This window comes from Neobacillus sp. B24, from assembly GCF_055381825.1.
The window spans coordinates 956,763-970,909 of the sequence record NZ_AP035777.1; the positions used below are offsets into that span (position 1 = coordinate 956,763).

Below are 14,147 nucleotides of genomic sequence, written 5' to 3' on the forward strand. Positions count from 1 at the left end.
GGAGGAGCCCTGTTTGGAAAAGGGAAAATATGTAGATTTATTTTTTGGAAAGTGCGTGATATAATCTTCAAGTGAAAAAGTATGTCCTTCCTTGGTTGTTTTGTTTGGCGATAAAACAATACCACAGAGAACATACTTTTTCATTTTTTTTATACTTTTTTAGGTGCGAGTGGGGTTTTAAAAAGCCATCGCGTAGCGATTTCGTTCTTCTTCTGGTTCCCTATGGGGTGTAAGTTGTTAAGCACCAGTGGAACCGTCCCCATGGTGCCCGTTTTGATGACAAAAAATAAAGGAATTTAGCGAGCTGGGTTGAATTAGTAAAGATAAATTCCAGTGAGTAAACCATGAGGGAAGAGGAGTTTGAGTAATGGTACATAGAGTTGAAATTGAAGAATTAGTGGAAGTTGGAGGGAACCTGGATGAGCTTTCTGAGCTTTTGGTAAAGGTTGTTGATGAGGGAGCGTCAATTGGATTTTTGCCGCCAATGGAGGTCGCGGCAGCACGCCAGTATTGGCAGGAGGTGATGCAGCCAGGCGTCATTCTGTTTATTGCCAAAATGGGAGATAAGATTGCCGGCAGTGTGCAACTGCATTTGTGCGGTAAGCAAAATGGGGGACACCGGGCGGAAATCGCCAAATTAATGACCCATCCCGATTTTAGAAGAAACGGAATTGGCCGTTTACTAATGCAGCAAGCGGAAGAACGGGCCAGACAGGAAGGTCGTTCACTTTTGGTACTCGATACAAGAGAAGGAGACCCTTCTAACCAGCTTTATACATCGATTGGGTTTATTGAGGCCGGCCGCATTCCGAACTATGCACAGTCAGCCAATGGGGAATTGCATGCTACCGTCTTTTATTATAAGAACCTTTAAACCAAAGGAGGGGGGGCCAGGGGGACGGTTCTAATATAGGCAATCGGAAGTTTTGCTCAAGTTTCGAAGCACTTTATAAGTAAACGGAATTTTAATCTAAAGGAATTACTTCTAAGGAATTATCGCAAAATTTTTGATTGCCTGAGTAAGCAGGAAGTTTTAAAGTTTTTGTACAAGTAATTCGACATCCATAGTCAAATTTCCTGCTTCTCCTGGTTCCCGTTGAGGTTTATATCATCCGGCGCCATTGGAACCGTCCCCCCGGTTCCTCCGGCTTTTTTCCTTTACGCGCTAATTTGCTCATGGAATAGCTGCTTCAACTGTTTTCTTCCCCGGTGAATTCGTACTTTTACGGTATTAAGGTTTAGGCCAAGGACGCTGGCAATTTCTTGTTCATTTAAGCTCTGATTTACTTTCAGCGTGAGGACATCCCGATACTGCTCATTCAATCCCTGAATCGCACATTCAACTTGCTCCTGCAAAATCGCTGTTTCCACTTCAACCTCTACATTCTGATCCATTTGCTTCCCTAAAATCTCCAGCATTTCTGCCTCAAACGGCAGCCCTTTCCTTTTCCGCTCTCTGCGGATAAAGTCGATGGCTGTTCGAGTGGTAATCGAGGAAAGCCATGCACCTAATTTGCTTCCATCTTCAATCGTATCGATTTTTCTAAAAGCTTTAATAAACGCTTCCTGAACAACGTCTTCTGCTAAATGCCAATCTTTCGTAATGGAATAGCCTATATATAACATTCGTTGCTTATAATTTTCATAAGCCTGCGAAATATCGATTTTACTCATTGTGTATCTCTCCATTCCCGTTCATCTAAAGGAGCTTGGTATATCAAAATGAATCTCGTTAACTCCTAAAAAAATCTTCATAACTATATACCCTTAAAGGGAATGGAAAGTTTGCGAAACTTTGGAAAAAGTTGAGGAGCCTTTTCCCTACAGACAGAAACGCTTTATTCCTGCTGCAGTTCATTATATGAAGGACAAAAAGGGAGGGCTATAAGGAAAAATGTTCCTCATCTAGGTTATGAAGGACAGAACAAGGCAGGACAACAAAAAAATGTCCTTCATCGAGGTTATGAAGGACAAAACACGATTGGACAATTAGAAAAATGTCCTTCATCCAGAGACTGGAACCAGTAGAAGCAGGAAATTTGACTATGGATGTCGAATTACTTGTACAAAAACTTTAAAACTTCCTGCTTACTCAGGCAATCAAAAATTTTGCGATAATTCCTTAGAAGTAATTCCTTTAGATTAAAATTCCGTTTACTTATAAAGTGCTTCGAAACTTGAGCAAAACTTCCGATTGCCTAAATTAGAACCGTCCCCGTGGCCCTCCGCCGGCCCCCCGCAACCCCTCTAAGCAGGACCAACAGAAGAACGAAATCGCTACGCGATGGCTTTTTAAAACCCCACTCGCACCTAAAAAAGTATAAAAAAAATGAAAAAGTATGTTCTCTGTGGTATTGTTTTATCGCCAAACAAAACAACCAAGGAAGGACATACTTTTTCACTTGAAGATTATATCACGCACTTTCCAAAAAATAAATCTACATATTTTCCCTTTTCCAAACAGGGCTCCTCCTGCCTTCTGATTATTGATCTATTACTTAGCTATTAATCAACATCAGGAGGAAACATCATGAATCAATATGAACAAAAAGTGGAGTTATACTTTGAGCTTAAGGGCACCCCGGATTCCTCAAAAGAATCGTACTGGCGCAGAATGAACGCTTTTCTGAGTTATATGCAGGAACACACTAGACCCATAGAAGAAATGACCTTGGAGGATGTCCAACAATACATCCTTTACCTCAAAAAAGACAAGGGTCTATCCCCAGGAACCATTAATAATTACATTTCTGCGATTAAGTTCTTCTATACCTATGTTTTAGAAAAGGAATGGAATTCTATTAAGGTTCCGAGGATGAAAAGAGCCCAAAGTTTCCCTGTCATCCCACCTAAAGAAGAAGTTCTTTTACTATTAAATTCAACCAATAACTTGAAGCATAAAGCCATTCTTGCATTAATTTACGGCAGTGGACTTCGAGTTAGCGAAGTAGCTAAATTAAAAATTTGCGATATTGATAGTAAGAGTATGCGAGTTCGCGTCCAAAACGCTAAACACAATACCAATCGATATACCATTCTATCCGAGACAGCACTGATAGTGCTGAGGGAATATTTTAAACATTACTTTTCCAAAGATTATACACGGAATGATTGGTTATTTCCAGGTCGAGATAAGTCGGACCCTATTCATGTCAAAACGATAAAAAATACCTTAATTAAGTTAAAAGACAAGCTTCAACTTGATCCGAATATTTCTGCTCATACACTTAGACATTGTTTTTCCACGCATCTTTTAGAAGATGGGGTGGAACCAGTGTTCATCCAACAGATGCTTGGGCATAAGAGTTTGAAAACTACTTTAACGTACCTGCATATGACCTCCAAGAGTGTCATGGGAATCAAGAGCCCCTTAGATACCGGAGGGGATAAGGCATGAGTACAATCCAAGAAATTTTTCGGAAATTCTATCCCATGTATGTAGAAAAGTACAGACCATCAAAAGGGCAAGCCAAGGCAGCTAGGGCAATCATGAACTGCAGAACGGCCACCCTCGGTGGCCATGCCTATGGATGTCATAATTGTGGTCATACTCAAGTAAGTTATAATTCTTGCCGGAATCGGCACTGCCCGTCGTGCCAAGGGGTGACAAAAGAGGTCTGGATTGATAAAAGGAAAAAGGATATCCTTAACGCCCCATATTTTCATGTGGTTTTTACCATGCCGGAACAGCTGCACATGTTAATTTATCATAATCAGAAACTACTTTATGATTTAATGTATAAAGCCGTCTCGGAGACCTTATCGGAACTAGCCCAAGACCCTAAATATTTGGGAGCCCAAATCGGTTTTTTTTCTGTCTTGCATACTTGGGGTCAAAATTTGCATTATCATCCTCACATTCATACCGTGGTATTGGCTGGAGGATTAAACAAACTAAATCGCTGGTGTAACTCCAGTCATAAGTTTTTCATCCCTGTAAAAGTGTTATCTAAGAAATTCCGTGGGAAGTATCTATACTTTTTAAAGCAATATTATGAACAGAACCGACTCCAGTTTTATAACGAGGCAAAGAGTTACGAAGATCCAAAACAATTTCAGCGGTTAATAGACAAATGTTATTCAATAAACTGGTATAGCTATACGAAAAGAACCTTCTCAGGTCCATTGGCAGTGGTGCAATATCTTGGCCGTTATACTCATCGAATCGCGATCTCCAATCAACGAATTATTTCAATTGGTAAAGATACTGTCACCTTTCGGGCAAAAAATTATCGGGACAATAGTCGGAAAAACACTATTACGATGAGAGGTGTGGAATTTATTCGCCGATTTCTCATGCATATTCTCCCGAAGGGATTAGTGAAAATCAGGCATTACGGAATACTGGCCAACCGGAATAAGAAAACCAAACTAAGAATCTGCAGGATTTTAACCCAAAGCCGAGTCTACAAACCAGCTTTTGAAGGACTTAGTACCATTGAAATAGTTTCTAAACTTATTGGGAAAGACATCACTTTATGTCCTTCCTGTAAAAAAGCACACCTGGTGGCTGCCGTATCAGACGGGCTGCCTTAAGCAGAAAAAACTGAATACCATTTTAAAAAGCCTCTTCAGTGGGGAGGGGGAAAGTTTACCCAAAAACAATGAAAATCAAAGAGGAACGCTGGTAGCAGATTCAAAATAGAAGAAAAAACAAAAATTAATAGGGTAAGAAAAAGATTGAATCCCCATAGAGAAGGGGGCCGCGACTTCATTCTTCTCGGGCAATCAAAAATTTTGCGCAAATGGACGCGTTTCATTAGAAAGCACTAAGGCACAGCTAGTTCAGTTCACTAGCTGTGCCTTTTTACGCGCAAAACTTCCGATTGTCCCCTATAAGAACCGTCCCCATGGTTCCCTTGCATGCTTCGTTTGCCACTCCTTTGTACGGCCATTTCGCTTTTTAGTCCTTTGAGCAGGGAGAAGCACATGACGATTAGGATGATGGCAAAGGGCAGGGCGGCGGCGATGGAGGCTGTTTGCAGGACGTTCAGACCGCCTGCTAGTAGTAATACTCCGGCCAATGCGGATTGGATGACACCCCATGTCATTTTTATTTTGTTTGATGGATTTAAGGTACCTCCTTCACTCAGCATCCCTAATACAAAGGTGGCCGTATCGGCAACGGTTATATAATAAATGGCAACCACGGCAAACCCCAAAATGCTTAATACCCAACTTAGTGGAAGATAGTCAAAAAATATAAAGATAGACAATTCTGAGTTTCCGGCGATTTCTTTCGCTAGATGTTTGAAGCCGGGTTTTTGGACAATATCAAGCGCAGCCCCGCCAAATATGGACATCCACAGACAGGTACCGAGGGTCGGGACAACCAACACACCAATGACAAATTCCCTTAATGTCCTTCCTTTGGAAACCCGTGCAATAAACATGCCGACAAATGGTGCCCATGCAATCCACCAGGCCCAATAAAAAAGCGTCCAGGAAGCAATCCATTTCCCTTCGCCAAAGGGCTTCAGCCGTAAACTCATATGGATAAAATCATTTAAATAAAGCCCAGTCGTATTAAAGAACACTTTAATAATGGTTACCGTAGGTCCAACAACTAAGATCAAAAGCATAATCGCAAAAGAAAAAATCATCGCCGCATTCGATAAGTATTGGATTCCTCTCTCCAAGCCTGAATTGATGGAGATGATAAAGATGACCGTAGCGACAACAATGACAATCAGCTGAACGAACAATTCGTTTGGCAATCCAAAAATATCATGCATTCCGGCTGTCACCTGCATGGCGCCAAGGCCTAAAGAAGTGGCAATCCCAAAGACGGTTGCAAAAATGGACAGGATGTCAATGGTTTTCCCAATCGGCCCGTAAATCCTGTCACCTAATATTGGGTAGAAGGCTGAACTGATGGCAGCTGGCAGCCTTTTGTTGTATTGGAAAAAAGCAAGCGCCAGCCCGATGACAGTGTAAATCGCCCATGGATGCAGCCCCCAATGAAAAAATGTATACTGCATGGCTGTATTAGCTGCATCAACTGTGAAGCCTTTCCCATAGGGAGGGTTGGTATAGTGCGTGACCGGTTCACCGACACTCCAGTAAACAATCCCGATTCCCATCCCGGCACCAAATAACATCGCCAGCCATGAAGCCGTGTTGAAATCAGGCCGGTCATTTTTTCGGCCAAGCCGAATATCGCCATATTTAGAGAGCAGTAAATAAACAGAAAACACCACAAAGAATAGAGTGGCACCAACGTATACCCAGCCTAGATAATCAATCGAGGCATTATAAATCATGTCGGTGACTTTTGTGAGATTATCCGTAAAGAAGACTCCCCAAACAATGAAAATGAGTGTAAGAAATAAAGAGATGAAAAACACACTGTTTCCTGCATTCTTGTTGTTATCCATAGAAACCTCCGAGTAAGGCTAAGTGTAAGTATATAACGTGATATCGCTAGATCATTTATCGAGGAGATTATATAAAAATTCCCACTTATCGGTATTCATTAACTCTTCCTGCGATAGTTCTAAACCGCCACCCAGGTAAACCGTCCCACCTTTTATGGCGATGACCATTGCTTCAACTGCTTCATGACTGTCCTTCTTTTTATAAATGTCCCCTAAAGTGGGCAAAAGTTCACTGTTAGGAAGATTGCTGGTAATGTCTTGTAAATCTTCGGCTTCAGTACCTTCAGCATTTTGATAATCGATGCGGTGGCTGTCAGGAGCACGCCCGGGAACCATTAATAAGTACTCATAATGCTTGATTCCATGAGAATTGCTAGTAATGACCCCGCGTTGATCAACCGATTCGGCGACATCAATTTCGTTTAATGTATAGGTATCAAGTGAATCAGGCATCGGATTATGGATTAAAACGTAATCTCCGACTTCGGCTTTTCGATTTTGATAGAGCGTATAGGCCTTATGATTAAAAGTAAAGCTGTCCATATCTTTTGGTCTGTATCTCTCCACGCTGGCGGCATTGGTTATATGCTGTGTTAAATCGCGCAATCGTAAAAGATGAACGGAAAGCTTGTACATGGGTTTAACGCCATAAACCTTATGTAGTTCATTGTTATAATAGACAAATTGCCCTTTTCTAACTTGATACAGTTTCATGCAACTGAACCCCTTTCAATCCATAGTTCACCTTAAAAACATTTTTAACATATTTGGTTGGTATTTTTAGATTGCCTTATTTTTGAAAAAACATGTCTGAGGTAATTAAGGGGGGAGAGCAGGAGGCCTAAAAAAATAACAACAATGTACGATTTTTGAATAGGTGCATAGGATGGTTTTATAAAAGGTGAAGGGAAATGAGTAAAATGTACAATCATCCTTATATGAATCATTATCCATATCCTAATTATGTGAATAATGCGACCTATAATTATTACAGACAACCAAGTAACTGGAATTATCAGCATGCATACGGATATGATCCATACCGGCCAACGACAGTGCTAAAAGACTATGGACCAAACCCATTTGTCATTAATATCAATGAGGCAGCAAGGCAAAATAATACGTATCGCACTGCGTTGTGGACGGGAGAGCATTTTCAACTTACATTAATGAGTTTAAATGTTGGCGAAGACATTGGGTTAGAGATTCATCCTCATGTGGATCAGTTCTTACGAATTGAGCAAGGACAAGGAATCGTTCAAATGGGAAAAACGAAAGACAATTTAAACTTTCAAAGGAATGTTTCAGATGACTTTGCCATCTTCGTCCCGGCTGGAACATGGCATAATCTAACCAATACAGGGAATGTTCCATTAAAGCTGTACTCCATTTATGCTCCTCCTAACCATCCATTTGGCACAGTTCACCCAACAAAAGCAGCTGCAATGGCTGCGGAACAAGGTCATTCATAAGAAAATGGCTCGGTCAACGTGAACCGAGCCATTCTCTTTATTTCAAGTCTATAACGCTCTTTTCTTTATGCGTCCTACCAAAGGTACGACAATAATCCCTGCTACGGCAACCTGCAAAATGTTGCCTGGAACGGAGCCGAATGGCTGAATCCAGTTGCCGTATAGGATGACTTCGGTGAAATAGTAGCCAATCACTTTAATAATGAGTGCAGTCGCAATGGCCAGCGTGTTCACAAAATATCGATTACCTGGTACTTTTTCGGAAATGAGACCGACAACATAGCCCATGGTACCGACGATGACAAAGGTAAATGGCGCCCATAGTGCCCACCCGGAGATTACATCGAACAAGCCCATTCCGAACGCGCCGGCAATGGCTCCTGTTTTTCTGCCAAAAACAATGGCTGCGATAAACAGTGGCACGTTGCCAAGGTGGATTAAACCGCCATTCCCCATGATTGGCAGCCTAATGTTGATAAACATAGTGGCTACGAGGGTTAATGCGATGAAAAGTGCATTAATGACCAAGGTTCTTGTTTTTGTTGTTCCACCTGTTGAAATTGTTGTATTCATTACCCTACCCCTTCTTTTTTTAAAAATAATCATATCATATAAATACTTTATCATTGTATAATAAAATTTATTTTAGAGGGTAAAATCAGCCCGCAGGGACCACTAGAACCGTCCCCATGGTGCCATGGTTCCGCCTTGTGTGTGAAAATTTTTATAAATAGAGGAATTTAGTAGAATTTTGTCAAAGTATTAAGTGATATTAATACATAACTTCGAGGGATAAGATGAGCGGGCATATTGAGTATATTGGTAGAAGGGTAATTGAATTAAGCAGAACTATTTTTCAGGGAATCGATTCACTTCCAGGGAATTCATGTCCTTTATTGGAGGAACTGGATGTTCAATTGGACCCCGAGGAGAACCTATTTATTTATATAGGGAAGTTTTTAATTAGCCAGACTGATGAATACAAAAATAAGTTGAATACCTTTGCAGAATTACTTGGTTATAGATTAATTACATCTAGGGCCACTCAAGATCAAATAATTAGTGTTGTGTATCGTTTCCGTCTTTCTATTTTTAATTTACTTGAACAAGAATTACTTCAAAAAAAGATCTCCATTGAAAGCTATTTTGAGTGTGTTAAATTAATTGAAAGTCTATTCCAGCTTATCTCTAGTACTCTTTTAAAATTTTACACAGAAGAAATAACATTTATGAAGCTTGCTTTAGAAGAATCGAAAAAGGATTTAACCATGACCCTTAGAGAACTGGCGGATTTAGAGAGAGCCTTAAATGAAGCGACCATTTTTGCCATTTCCGATCATGAAGATAGAATCTTACATGTGAATGATAACTATTGCAAGTTATTCAAGTATTCAAGAGAAGAATTGATAGGGAAAAACCATAGCATAATTGGTTCAAACTATCATTCTTCTGAATTCTTCCATGAAATATGGGAGACTATCCAAAGTGGGGAAGCATGGAAAGGCGAAATTTATAATCAAGCGAAAGATGGAAGTAAATATTGGCTGGATACAACATTGATTCCATTTATTGATTCAAATGGCGTAAGGTATAAGCATATCTCCATCCAATATGATATTACCGAGAAAAAGAATTCGGAAGAAACGTTACAGAAAACCGAGAAGCTGTCGATGATCGGAGAATTGGCAGCCGGTATTGCTCATGAAATCCGAAACCCGTTAACCACCATTAGGGGATTTGTGCAGCTTTTGAATAATGACGGAATAGAGCCGTATTATGCAGAGACGATTCTTGATGAAATTGATCGAATCAATTTTATTGTCAGTGAATTGATGGTCTTTGCCAAGCCCCATCAGATTCATTTCAGTGACTGTAATATTAATAGTATATTAACTAGTGTCACTAAATTTCTGGAACCGGAAGCCAATCTTAAAAATGTCTATTTTGAATCCAAACTTCCAATTGAGGATGTCGTGATTTCTGGAGAGAAGAATCAATTAAAACAAGTATTTCTAAACTTTATCAAGAATTCAATGGAAGCTATGCCTGCTGGAGGAAAAATAGAGATTATGGTGGAAAGGACAGCTCAAAATATAGTCGTCACCATTAAGGATGAAGGGATCGGCATGGAAGCAGCACAGGTGAAGAAGCTAGGGGAGCCATTTTTTACAACTAAGCAAGAAGGGAATGGTTTAGGGCTTATGGTCAGCTTTAAAATTATTCAAAACCATAAGGGCTCCATTCATGTGGATAGCAAATTGAATCAAGGGACCACCTTTACTATTTCATTTAAAAATCCAGCCAATCAAAGGATCATAAGCAATTAAAAAGGGTGAGACTCCCAAGCGTATTGGGGGTGTCACCCTTTTTTCATAGGTTATATCTCTTTGGAAGACAGTGGTAAAAACAGCTTAACCCCGCGTTTATTAAATGGCAGGATTTTCAAATCCGCCACCAGGTGGCTGATGTACCCAATGAGGCAGGTATAGAAAACCCCTTGTATCCCTAGAGAAGTCTCCAAATGAAAAGCAATCACCCCAAAGAAAACAACGCCCAAGATAGAATGGGTATAGCTGCGATGTGAAGTAAACGACGCAACGACAGTGAAAATCCCCAGTAGAATGATCCAAAGTTCGTCTAATGAAAATCCTCCCGCCAGAACTGCTAAACCTGTAATCGTTAGCATATGCTTTTGCTTAATGAGGGAGGCCACTACGAGAATCAAGCATCCGATTCCCGCTCCAAGCCATCTTTCCATGGATGTTTTTTCTATGAAACTATACAGGATCATCATGATTCCAATGATAGAAGCAGAGAGCCGAATCATCTCATGCGATAGAGTAATTTTCCCGCGAAGTTTCCCGTCAATATCCAGGTCAGGGATTAAGCCTGAGACTGCTCCCAATCCGACAAACAAGAGTGTTGCAGATGGAGAAGTTTCATATGTTTGAGCGACAACAAATCCTGCCGCTGCTCCTATTGCTGCGTGTGATGTACCATTCAATTTGTTCACCTCTAAAAATATGAAAATAGGTCCTTCCTAATTTTATATCAAAACATTTGTTCTGTTCAGGGTCTTAAGACCCCTATAGCTTTCTTTTTTTGGCTTTGTAGGCATTGATTAAGTGTTATAGTTAAATAATGGAATATGTACGGAAGCAACTGTCATTTAAGAACCCTGCATAATGGTGCACAGATTGTCGGGAGGGTTCATTCAGTTCCTGCTATTCATTGGCCCCTCCTATTTAAGCAGGAGCGTTTCTCCACTTTCATCAAATGCCTGCTTCAAGTCAAACGCATACGGAGTTGGCCCATGCTGAATATAATAGTTGTATCGTTTGAAAGCCTCCTCCCAGGATACATCCTTCACCTGCTCTGACCACCACACCACATAGGTGGGGCGTTTCCCTTGATGAGCTTCAATCCACTTGCTCCGATTTTGTAAGGCCTGCATATGTTTGCCATTATAGGTAAAGTGGTGTAGAGATTGAAGGCTTTTCCACACCGTAAGGGTAAGAACAGGCTCACCGTCCCCCTTGATTGTTTCCGTTTCCTTAGGATCTGGCACCCCATAAGTTGAAAACTCCTTGACCATTTGGCCAGAAAATTCAGCCTGCATCATAACTTTGTATCCCACTTCAAAAAATTCACGAGAGGCAGGGTGTTCGTTTGGATGTTTCAGCCTGCCAACCGTATAGATTGCAACAAATGCCATGATCATCTCTCCATCTATGCTTTTTACCAACTTATATTCAAGAGAGGTTTGGTCCATTCCAACTGAATTCTATTAAATAAAAAAAGAGAGAAATTCCTCTCTTTGCTCACTTTGCCTTCATCATTTTTCTATAGGCCACATTTCTGGTAATCCTGATTGTGTTTTCTTCCCCAGGGAAATGCACTGGGTTTATTTTTGTTCTATTGAATAATTCAATGGCATCAATGGCATCTAAAGACAAATCGCGAATATCAAGGAGGCCGTACATTCTTGGAGGCAGAATATAAAACGGTTTATCAGGATGTACAGTATCTATCATTCTTTTCACTTCGAATCGTAAATGAGGGCAGCAGACCACGATATCAAAGTCCTGCATTTTCTCCTTTGCCAATCCAAATGGAGAAAATTCAATATAATATTCATTTTGTAAGTGATGTTCTAAAATATCCTTTTGGACTTTAGTTGCTAACGCACTCGAGGAGAAGCCTCCGCCACAGCATAATAGAATTTTAATCATGTTCAATCCCTCACTAGTAGAAGTTGTTAATCTATTATACTACATTCAGCGACAGCGCTTTCATGTGCTGGATAGATTTTTGAATTTAATGAATAGTCATTCAGTTTATGCTACTATAGAAAAAGGATAGTGCATAGGAGGAGCGTCCATGTGGCTTAAAAAGAATTTTATTCAAACCACCGTAAACGGGGTGCAGATGGGCAATGGAACGGTAGCTTTCCGAGGTGTAAAGCTAAATGTTCATTGCTTCTGCATAGATGGTATTTTAATTGATACAGGTGCAAAGTCATTGGAAAAGTTATTTAAGCCATTTTTTAAACAGCTTGATATAGATAAAGTGGTGCTGACCCACTTTCATGAAGATCATACCGGCTGTGCGGCATTTTTACAGGAGGAGCTTCAGCTGCCGCTTTTCATGAATGACATCATGATTCCATACTGCAGAAAGAAGGCAGACTATCCGCTCTATCGCCAAGCGTTTTGGGGGAAGCGCAAACCGTTTCGTGCAGAACGCATTGGTGACACATTCCATTCTCGAAATGCCACATGGGCAGTAATCAGAACTCCCGGGCATGCCATTGACCATTTGGCCTTTTTAAACGATGAAACAGGTCAACTGTTCACCGGGGACCTCTATTGTCAGGAAAAAACAAAAGTGGTACTAAGGGAGGAGAATATCCCTGTACTGATCGACTCGCTGAAAAAAATCTTAACCTATGATTTTGCTCAGGTGTTTTGCAGCCACGCAGGCCACTTGAAAAATGGACGCATGGCGTTAGAGCGAAAGCTGGAGTATTTATTAGAGCTGCAAGGGAATATTTTAAAACTGTATCATGAAGGAAAGTCCCCTGAAGAAATAAATAGCACTTTGTTTCCAAAAAAATATCCCATTATGTATTTCTCTTCCGGTGAATGGGATTCAGCCCATATTGTCCATTCGATTATTAAACAACATGAAAAAACGCTGATAACCTAATTGATAGGGTGGTTAGACGGGATGTAATGCTCCGGCGGATCACCCCTGCTTTATTTTTACCTGTGAAGTGGTGAAAAGAGGTATAGCGGTAAATATGAAGCCTTGATTTTACCCGAGAAGGCTAAGAAGCAGGGGTCACCGGTAAAAAAGAAGCCTTGATTTTACCCGAGAAGCAGTAAAAAGAAGGACAACGGTAAAAAAGAGACCTCGATTTTACCCGTGAAGTAGTAAAAAGAGGGCCACCGGTAAAAAAGAGGCCTTGATTTTACCCGAGAAGGTTAAGAAGCAGGGGTCACCGGTAAAAAAGAAGCCTTGATTTTACCCGAGAAGCAGTAAAAAGAAGGACAACGGTAAAAAAGAGACTTCGATTTTACCCGTGAAGTAGTAAAAAGAGGGCCACCGGTAAAAAAGAGGCCTTGATTTTACCCGAGAAGGTTAAGAAGCAGGGGTCACCGGTAAAAAAGAAGCCTTGATTTTACCCGAGAAGCAGTAAAAAGAAGGACAACGGTAAAAAAGAGACCTCGATTTTACCCGTGAAGTAGTAAAAAGAGGGCCACCGGTAAAAAAGAAGCCTTGATTTTCCCCGTGAAATAGTAAAATTAAAAAGGATAGATGAGCGGGCCACCATTTGCTCATCTATCCTTCTTGTGATTACTCTATTTTTTCATCGTTAATTCCCAATAACACAATTTGATAAGGCTGTTGATATTCTTTGTCTAGAGCTGCTTTTACATCGGACTTTATCAGATCAGCCACTGCCAATTGTTCTTTAGTATAGGTGTCTATCGATGCTTTGATGGTGATAACAAGCTGACCTTCTGTTGCATACTTGAAATATTCGACCCTATATTCTTTCTTTGCAACCAGGTTTTCAAAAATGGTGTACAAGTCCCGTTTTAGTTTTGTTTCCGGGTCCATCTTGCCAGGGCTGACCGTTCTGATATCTAAAGAAAATTCATTAAAATTGTCTTTTTGAAAATCTTGAATAATCGCCCGAATCTCGTTTACACGTTGTTCTGTATCAGGAAGAATCACGAAAATCTCATCAGACTCCCGATTCATCCCGACAAACTATACCAGCCCAAGGTTA

At 40.6% G+C, this 14,147-nt stretch carries 14 protein-coding genes; 6 read left to right on the top strand and 8 right to left on the bottom strand.

Going from position 1 to position 14,147, the window contains the following annotated elements:
* Positions 1–367 precede the first annotated feature (367 nt).
* Positions 368–874 (top strand): N-acetyltransferase family protein, encoded by a 507-nt coding sequence (locus ACZ43M_RS04605; protein ID WP_464506256.1) that lies wholly within the window; start codon positions 368–370, stop codon positions 872–874.
* A gap of 284 nt (positions 875–1,158) precedes the next feature.
* On the opposite strand, the gene ACZ43M_RS04610 is transcribed toward ACZ43M_RS04605, so the two are convergent.
* Entirely contained in the window at positions 1,159–1,674 is a 516-nt protein-coding gene (locus ACZ43M_RS04610) for an RNA polymerase sigma factor (RefSeq protein WP_464506257.1), read from the bottom strand.
* An 856-nt stretch (positions 1,675–2,530) separates the two neighbouring features.
* Here ACZ43M_RS04610 and ACZ43M_RS04615 point away from each other — a divergent pair.
* Complete coding sequence (locus tag ACZ43M_RS04615) at positions 2,531–3,397, top strand: tyrosine-type recombinase/integrase (RefSeq protein WP_464503641.1); 867 nt, start codon at positions 2,531–2,533, stop codon at positions 3,395–3,397.
* Positions 3,394–4,536, top strand: coding sequence for an IS91 family transposase (locus tag ACZ43M_RS04620; RefSeq protein WP_464503642.1), 1,143 nt, complete (start codon positions 3,394–3,396; stop codon positions 4,534–4,536). The genes ACZ43M_RS04615 and ACZ43M_RS04620 overlap by 4 nt, the downstream gene beginning before the upstream one ends.
* Positions 4,537–4,793: 257 nt before the next feature.
* Here ACZ43M_RS04620 and ACZ43M_RS04625 read toward each other — a convergent pair whose 3' ends face one another.
* Positions 4,794–6,377 carry a glycine betaine uptake BCCT transporter gene (locus ACZ43M_RS04625; RefSeq protein ID WP_464506258.1) on the bottom strand — a complete coding sequence of 528 codons (1,584 nt, stop codon included), beginning with the start codon at positions 6,375–6,377 and terminating at the stop codon, positions 4,794–4,796.
* A 51-nt stretch (positions 6,378–6,428) separates the two neighbouring features.
* Positions 6,429–7,091 (bottom strand): hypothetical protein, encoded by a 663-nt coding sequence (locus tag ACZ43M_RS04630; protein ID WP_464506259.1) that lies wholly within the window; start codon positions 7,089–7,091, stop codon positions 6,429–6,431.
* Between the two features lie 206 nt (positions 7,092–7,297).
* On the opposite strand from ACZ43M_RS04630, the gene ACZ43M_RS04635 reads away from it, so the two are divergent.
* Entirely contained in the window at positions 7,298–7,849 is a 552-nt protein-coding gene (locus tag ACZ43M_RS04635) for a cupin domain-containing protein (RefSeq protein ID WP_464507954.1), read from the top strand.
* 48 nt (positions 7,850–7,897) lie between these two features.
* On the opposite strand, the gene ACZ43M_RS04640 is transcribed toward ACZ43M_RS04635, so the two are convergent.
* Positions 7,898–8,422, bottom strand: a complete 525-nt coding sequence (locus ACZ43M_RS04640; protein ID WP_464506260.1) for an ECF transporter S component — start codon at positions 8,420–8,422, stop codon at positions 7,898–7,900.
* Positions 8,423–8,646: 224 nt separating this feature from the next.
* Here ACZ43M_RS04640 and ACZ43M_RS04645 point away from each other — a divergent pair, with 224 nt between their 5' ends.
* On the top strand, positions 8,647–10,176 hold the full coding sequence (locus ACZ43M_RS04645) for an ATP-binding protein (protein WP_464506261.1): 1,530 nt from the start codon (positions 8,647–8,649) through the stop codon (positions 10,174–10,176).
* A 50-nt stretch (positions 10,177–10,226) separates the two neighbouring features.
* On the opposite strand, the gene ACZ43M_RS04650 is transcribed toward ACZ43M_RS04645, so the two are convergent.
* The 3 genes from ACZ43M_RS04650 to ACZ43M_RS04660 all read right to left on the bottom strand — a co-directional run bounded on the left by ACZ43M_RS04650 (position 10,227) and on the right by ACZ43M_RS04660 (position 12,081).
* Positions 10,227–10,853, bottom strand: coding sequence for a metal-dependent hydrolase (locus ACZ43M_RS04650; RefSeq protein ID WP_464506262.1), 627 nt, complete (start codon positions 10,851–10,853; stop codon positions 10,227–10,229).
* Between the two features lie 237 nt (positions 10,854–11,090).
* Positions 11,091–11,564 carry a DUF3291 domain-containing protein gene (locus tag ACZ43M_RS04655; RefSeq protein WP_464506263.1) on the bottom strand — a complete coding sequence of 158 codons (474 nt, stop codon included), beginning with the start codon at positions 11,562–11,564 and terminating at the stop codon, positions 11,091–11,093.
* A 106-nt stretch (positions 11,565–11,670) separates the two neighbouring features.
* Entirely contained in the window at positions 11,671–12,081 is a 411-nt protein-coding gene (locus ACZ43M_RS04660) for a PTS sugar transporter subunit IIB (RefSeq protein WP_464506264.1), read from the bottom strand.
* A 148-nt stretch (positions 12,082–12,229) separates the two neighbouring features.
* Here ACZ43M_RS04660 and ACZ43M_RS04665 point away from each other — a divergent pair, with 148 nt between their 5' ends.
* On the top strand, positions 12,230–13,057 hold the full coding sequence (locus tag ACZ43M_RS04665) for an MBL fold metallo-hydrolase (RefSeq protein WP_464506265.1): 828 nt from the start codon (positions 12,230–12,232) through the stop codon (positions 13,055–13,057).
* Positions 13,058–13,708: 651 nt separating this feature from the next.
* Here the strand turns inward: ACZ43M_RS04665 and ACZ43M_RS04670 are convergent.
* On the bottom strand, positions 13,709–14,119 hold the full coding sequence (locus ACZ43M_RS04670) for a hypothetical protein (protein ID WP_464506266.1): 411 nt from the start codon (positions 14,117–14,119) through the stop codon (positions 13,709–13,711).
* Positions 14,120–14,147: the final 28 nt, after the last annotated feature.

Bases quoted from the DNA above. Each gene is read 5' to 3' on its own strand.
- ACZ43M_RS04660 (WP_464506264.1), bottom strand. From the start codon at position 12,081: ATGATTAAAATTCTATTATGCTGTGGCGGAGGCTTCTCCTCGAGTGCG.
- ACZ43M_RS04640 (WP_464506260.1), bottom strand. From the start codon at position 8,422: ATGAATACAACAATTTCAACAGGTGGAACAACAAAAACAAGAACCTTG.
- ACZ43M_RS04665 (WP_464506265.1), top strand. From the start codon at position 12,230: ATGTGGCTTAAAAAGAATTTTATTCAAACCACCGTAAACGGGGTGCAG.
- ACZ43M_RS04620 (WP_464503642.1), top strand. From the start codon at position 3,394: ATGAGTACAATCCAAGAAATTTTTCGGAAATTCTATCCCATGTATGTA.
- ACZ43M_RS04630 (WP_464506259.1), bottom strand. From the start codon at position 7,091: ATGAAACTGTATCAAGTTAGAAAAGGGCAATTTGTCTATTATAACAAT.
- ACZ43M_RS04605 (WP_464506256.1), top strand. From the start codon at position 368: ATGGTACATAGAGTTGAAATTGAAGAATTAGTGGAAGTTGGAGGGAAC.
- ACZ43M_RS04615 (WP_464503641.1), top strand. From the start codon at position 2,531: ATGAATCAATATGAACAAAAAGTGGAGTTATACTTTGAGCTTAAGGGC.
- ACZ43M_RS04610 (WP_464506257.1), bottom strand. From the start codon at position 1,674: ATGAGTAAAATCGATATTTCGCAGGCTTATGAAAATTATAAGCAACGA.
- ACZ43M_RS04645 (WP_464506261.1), top strand. From the start codon at position 8,647: ATGAGCGGGCATATTGAGTATATTGGTAGAAGGGTAATTGAATTAAGC.
- ACZ43M_RS04655 (WP_464506263.1), bottom strand. From the start codon at position 11,564: ATGGCATTTGTTGCAATCTATACGGTTGGCAGGCTGAAACATCCAAAC.
- ACZ43M_RS04625 (WP_464506258.1), bottom strand. From the start codon at position 6,377: ATGGATAACAACAAGAATGCAGGAAACAGTGTGTTTTTCATCTCTTTA.
- ACZ43M_RS04635 (WP_464507954.1), top strand. From the start codon at position 7,298: ATGTACAATCATCCTTATATGAATCATTATCCATATCCTAATTATGTG.
- ACZ43M_RS04670 (WP_464506266.1), bottom strand. From the start codon at position 14,119: ATGAATCGGGAGTCTGATGAGATTTTCGTGATTCTTCCTGATACAGAA.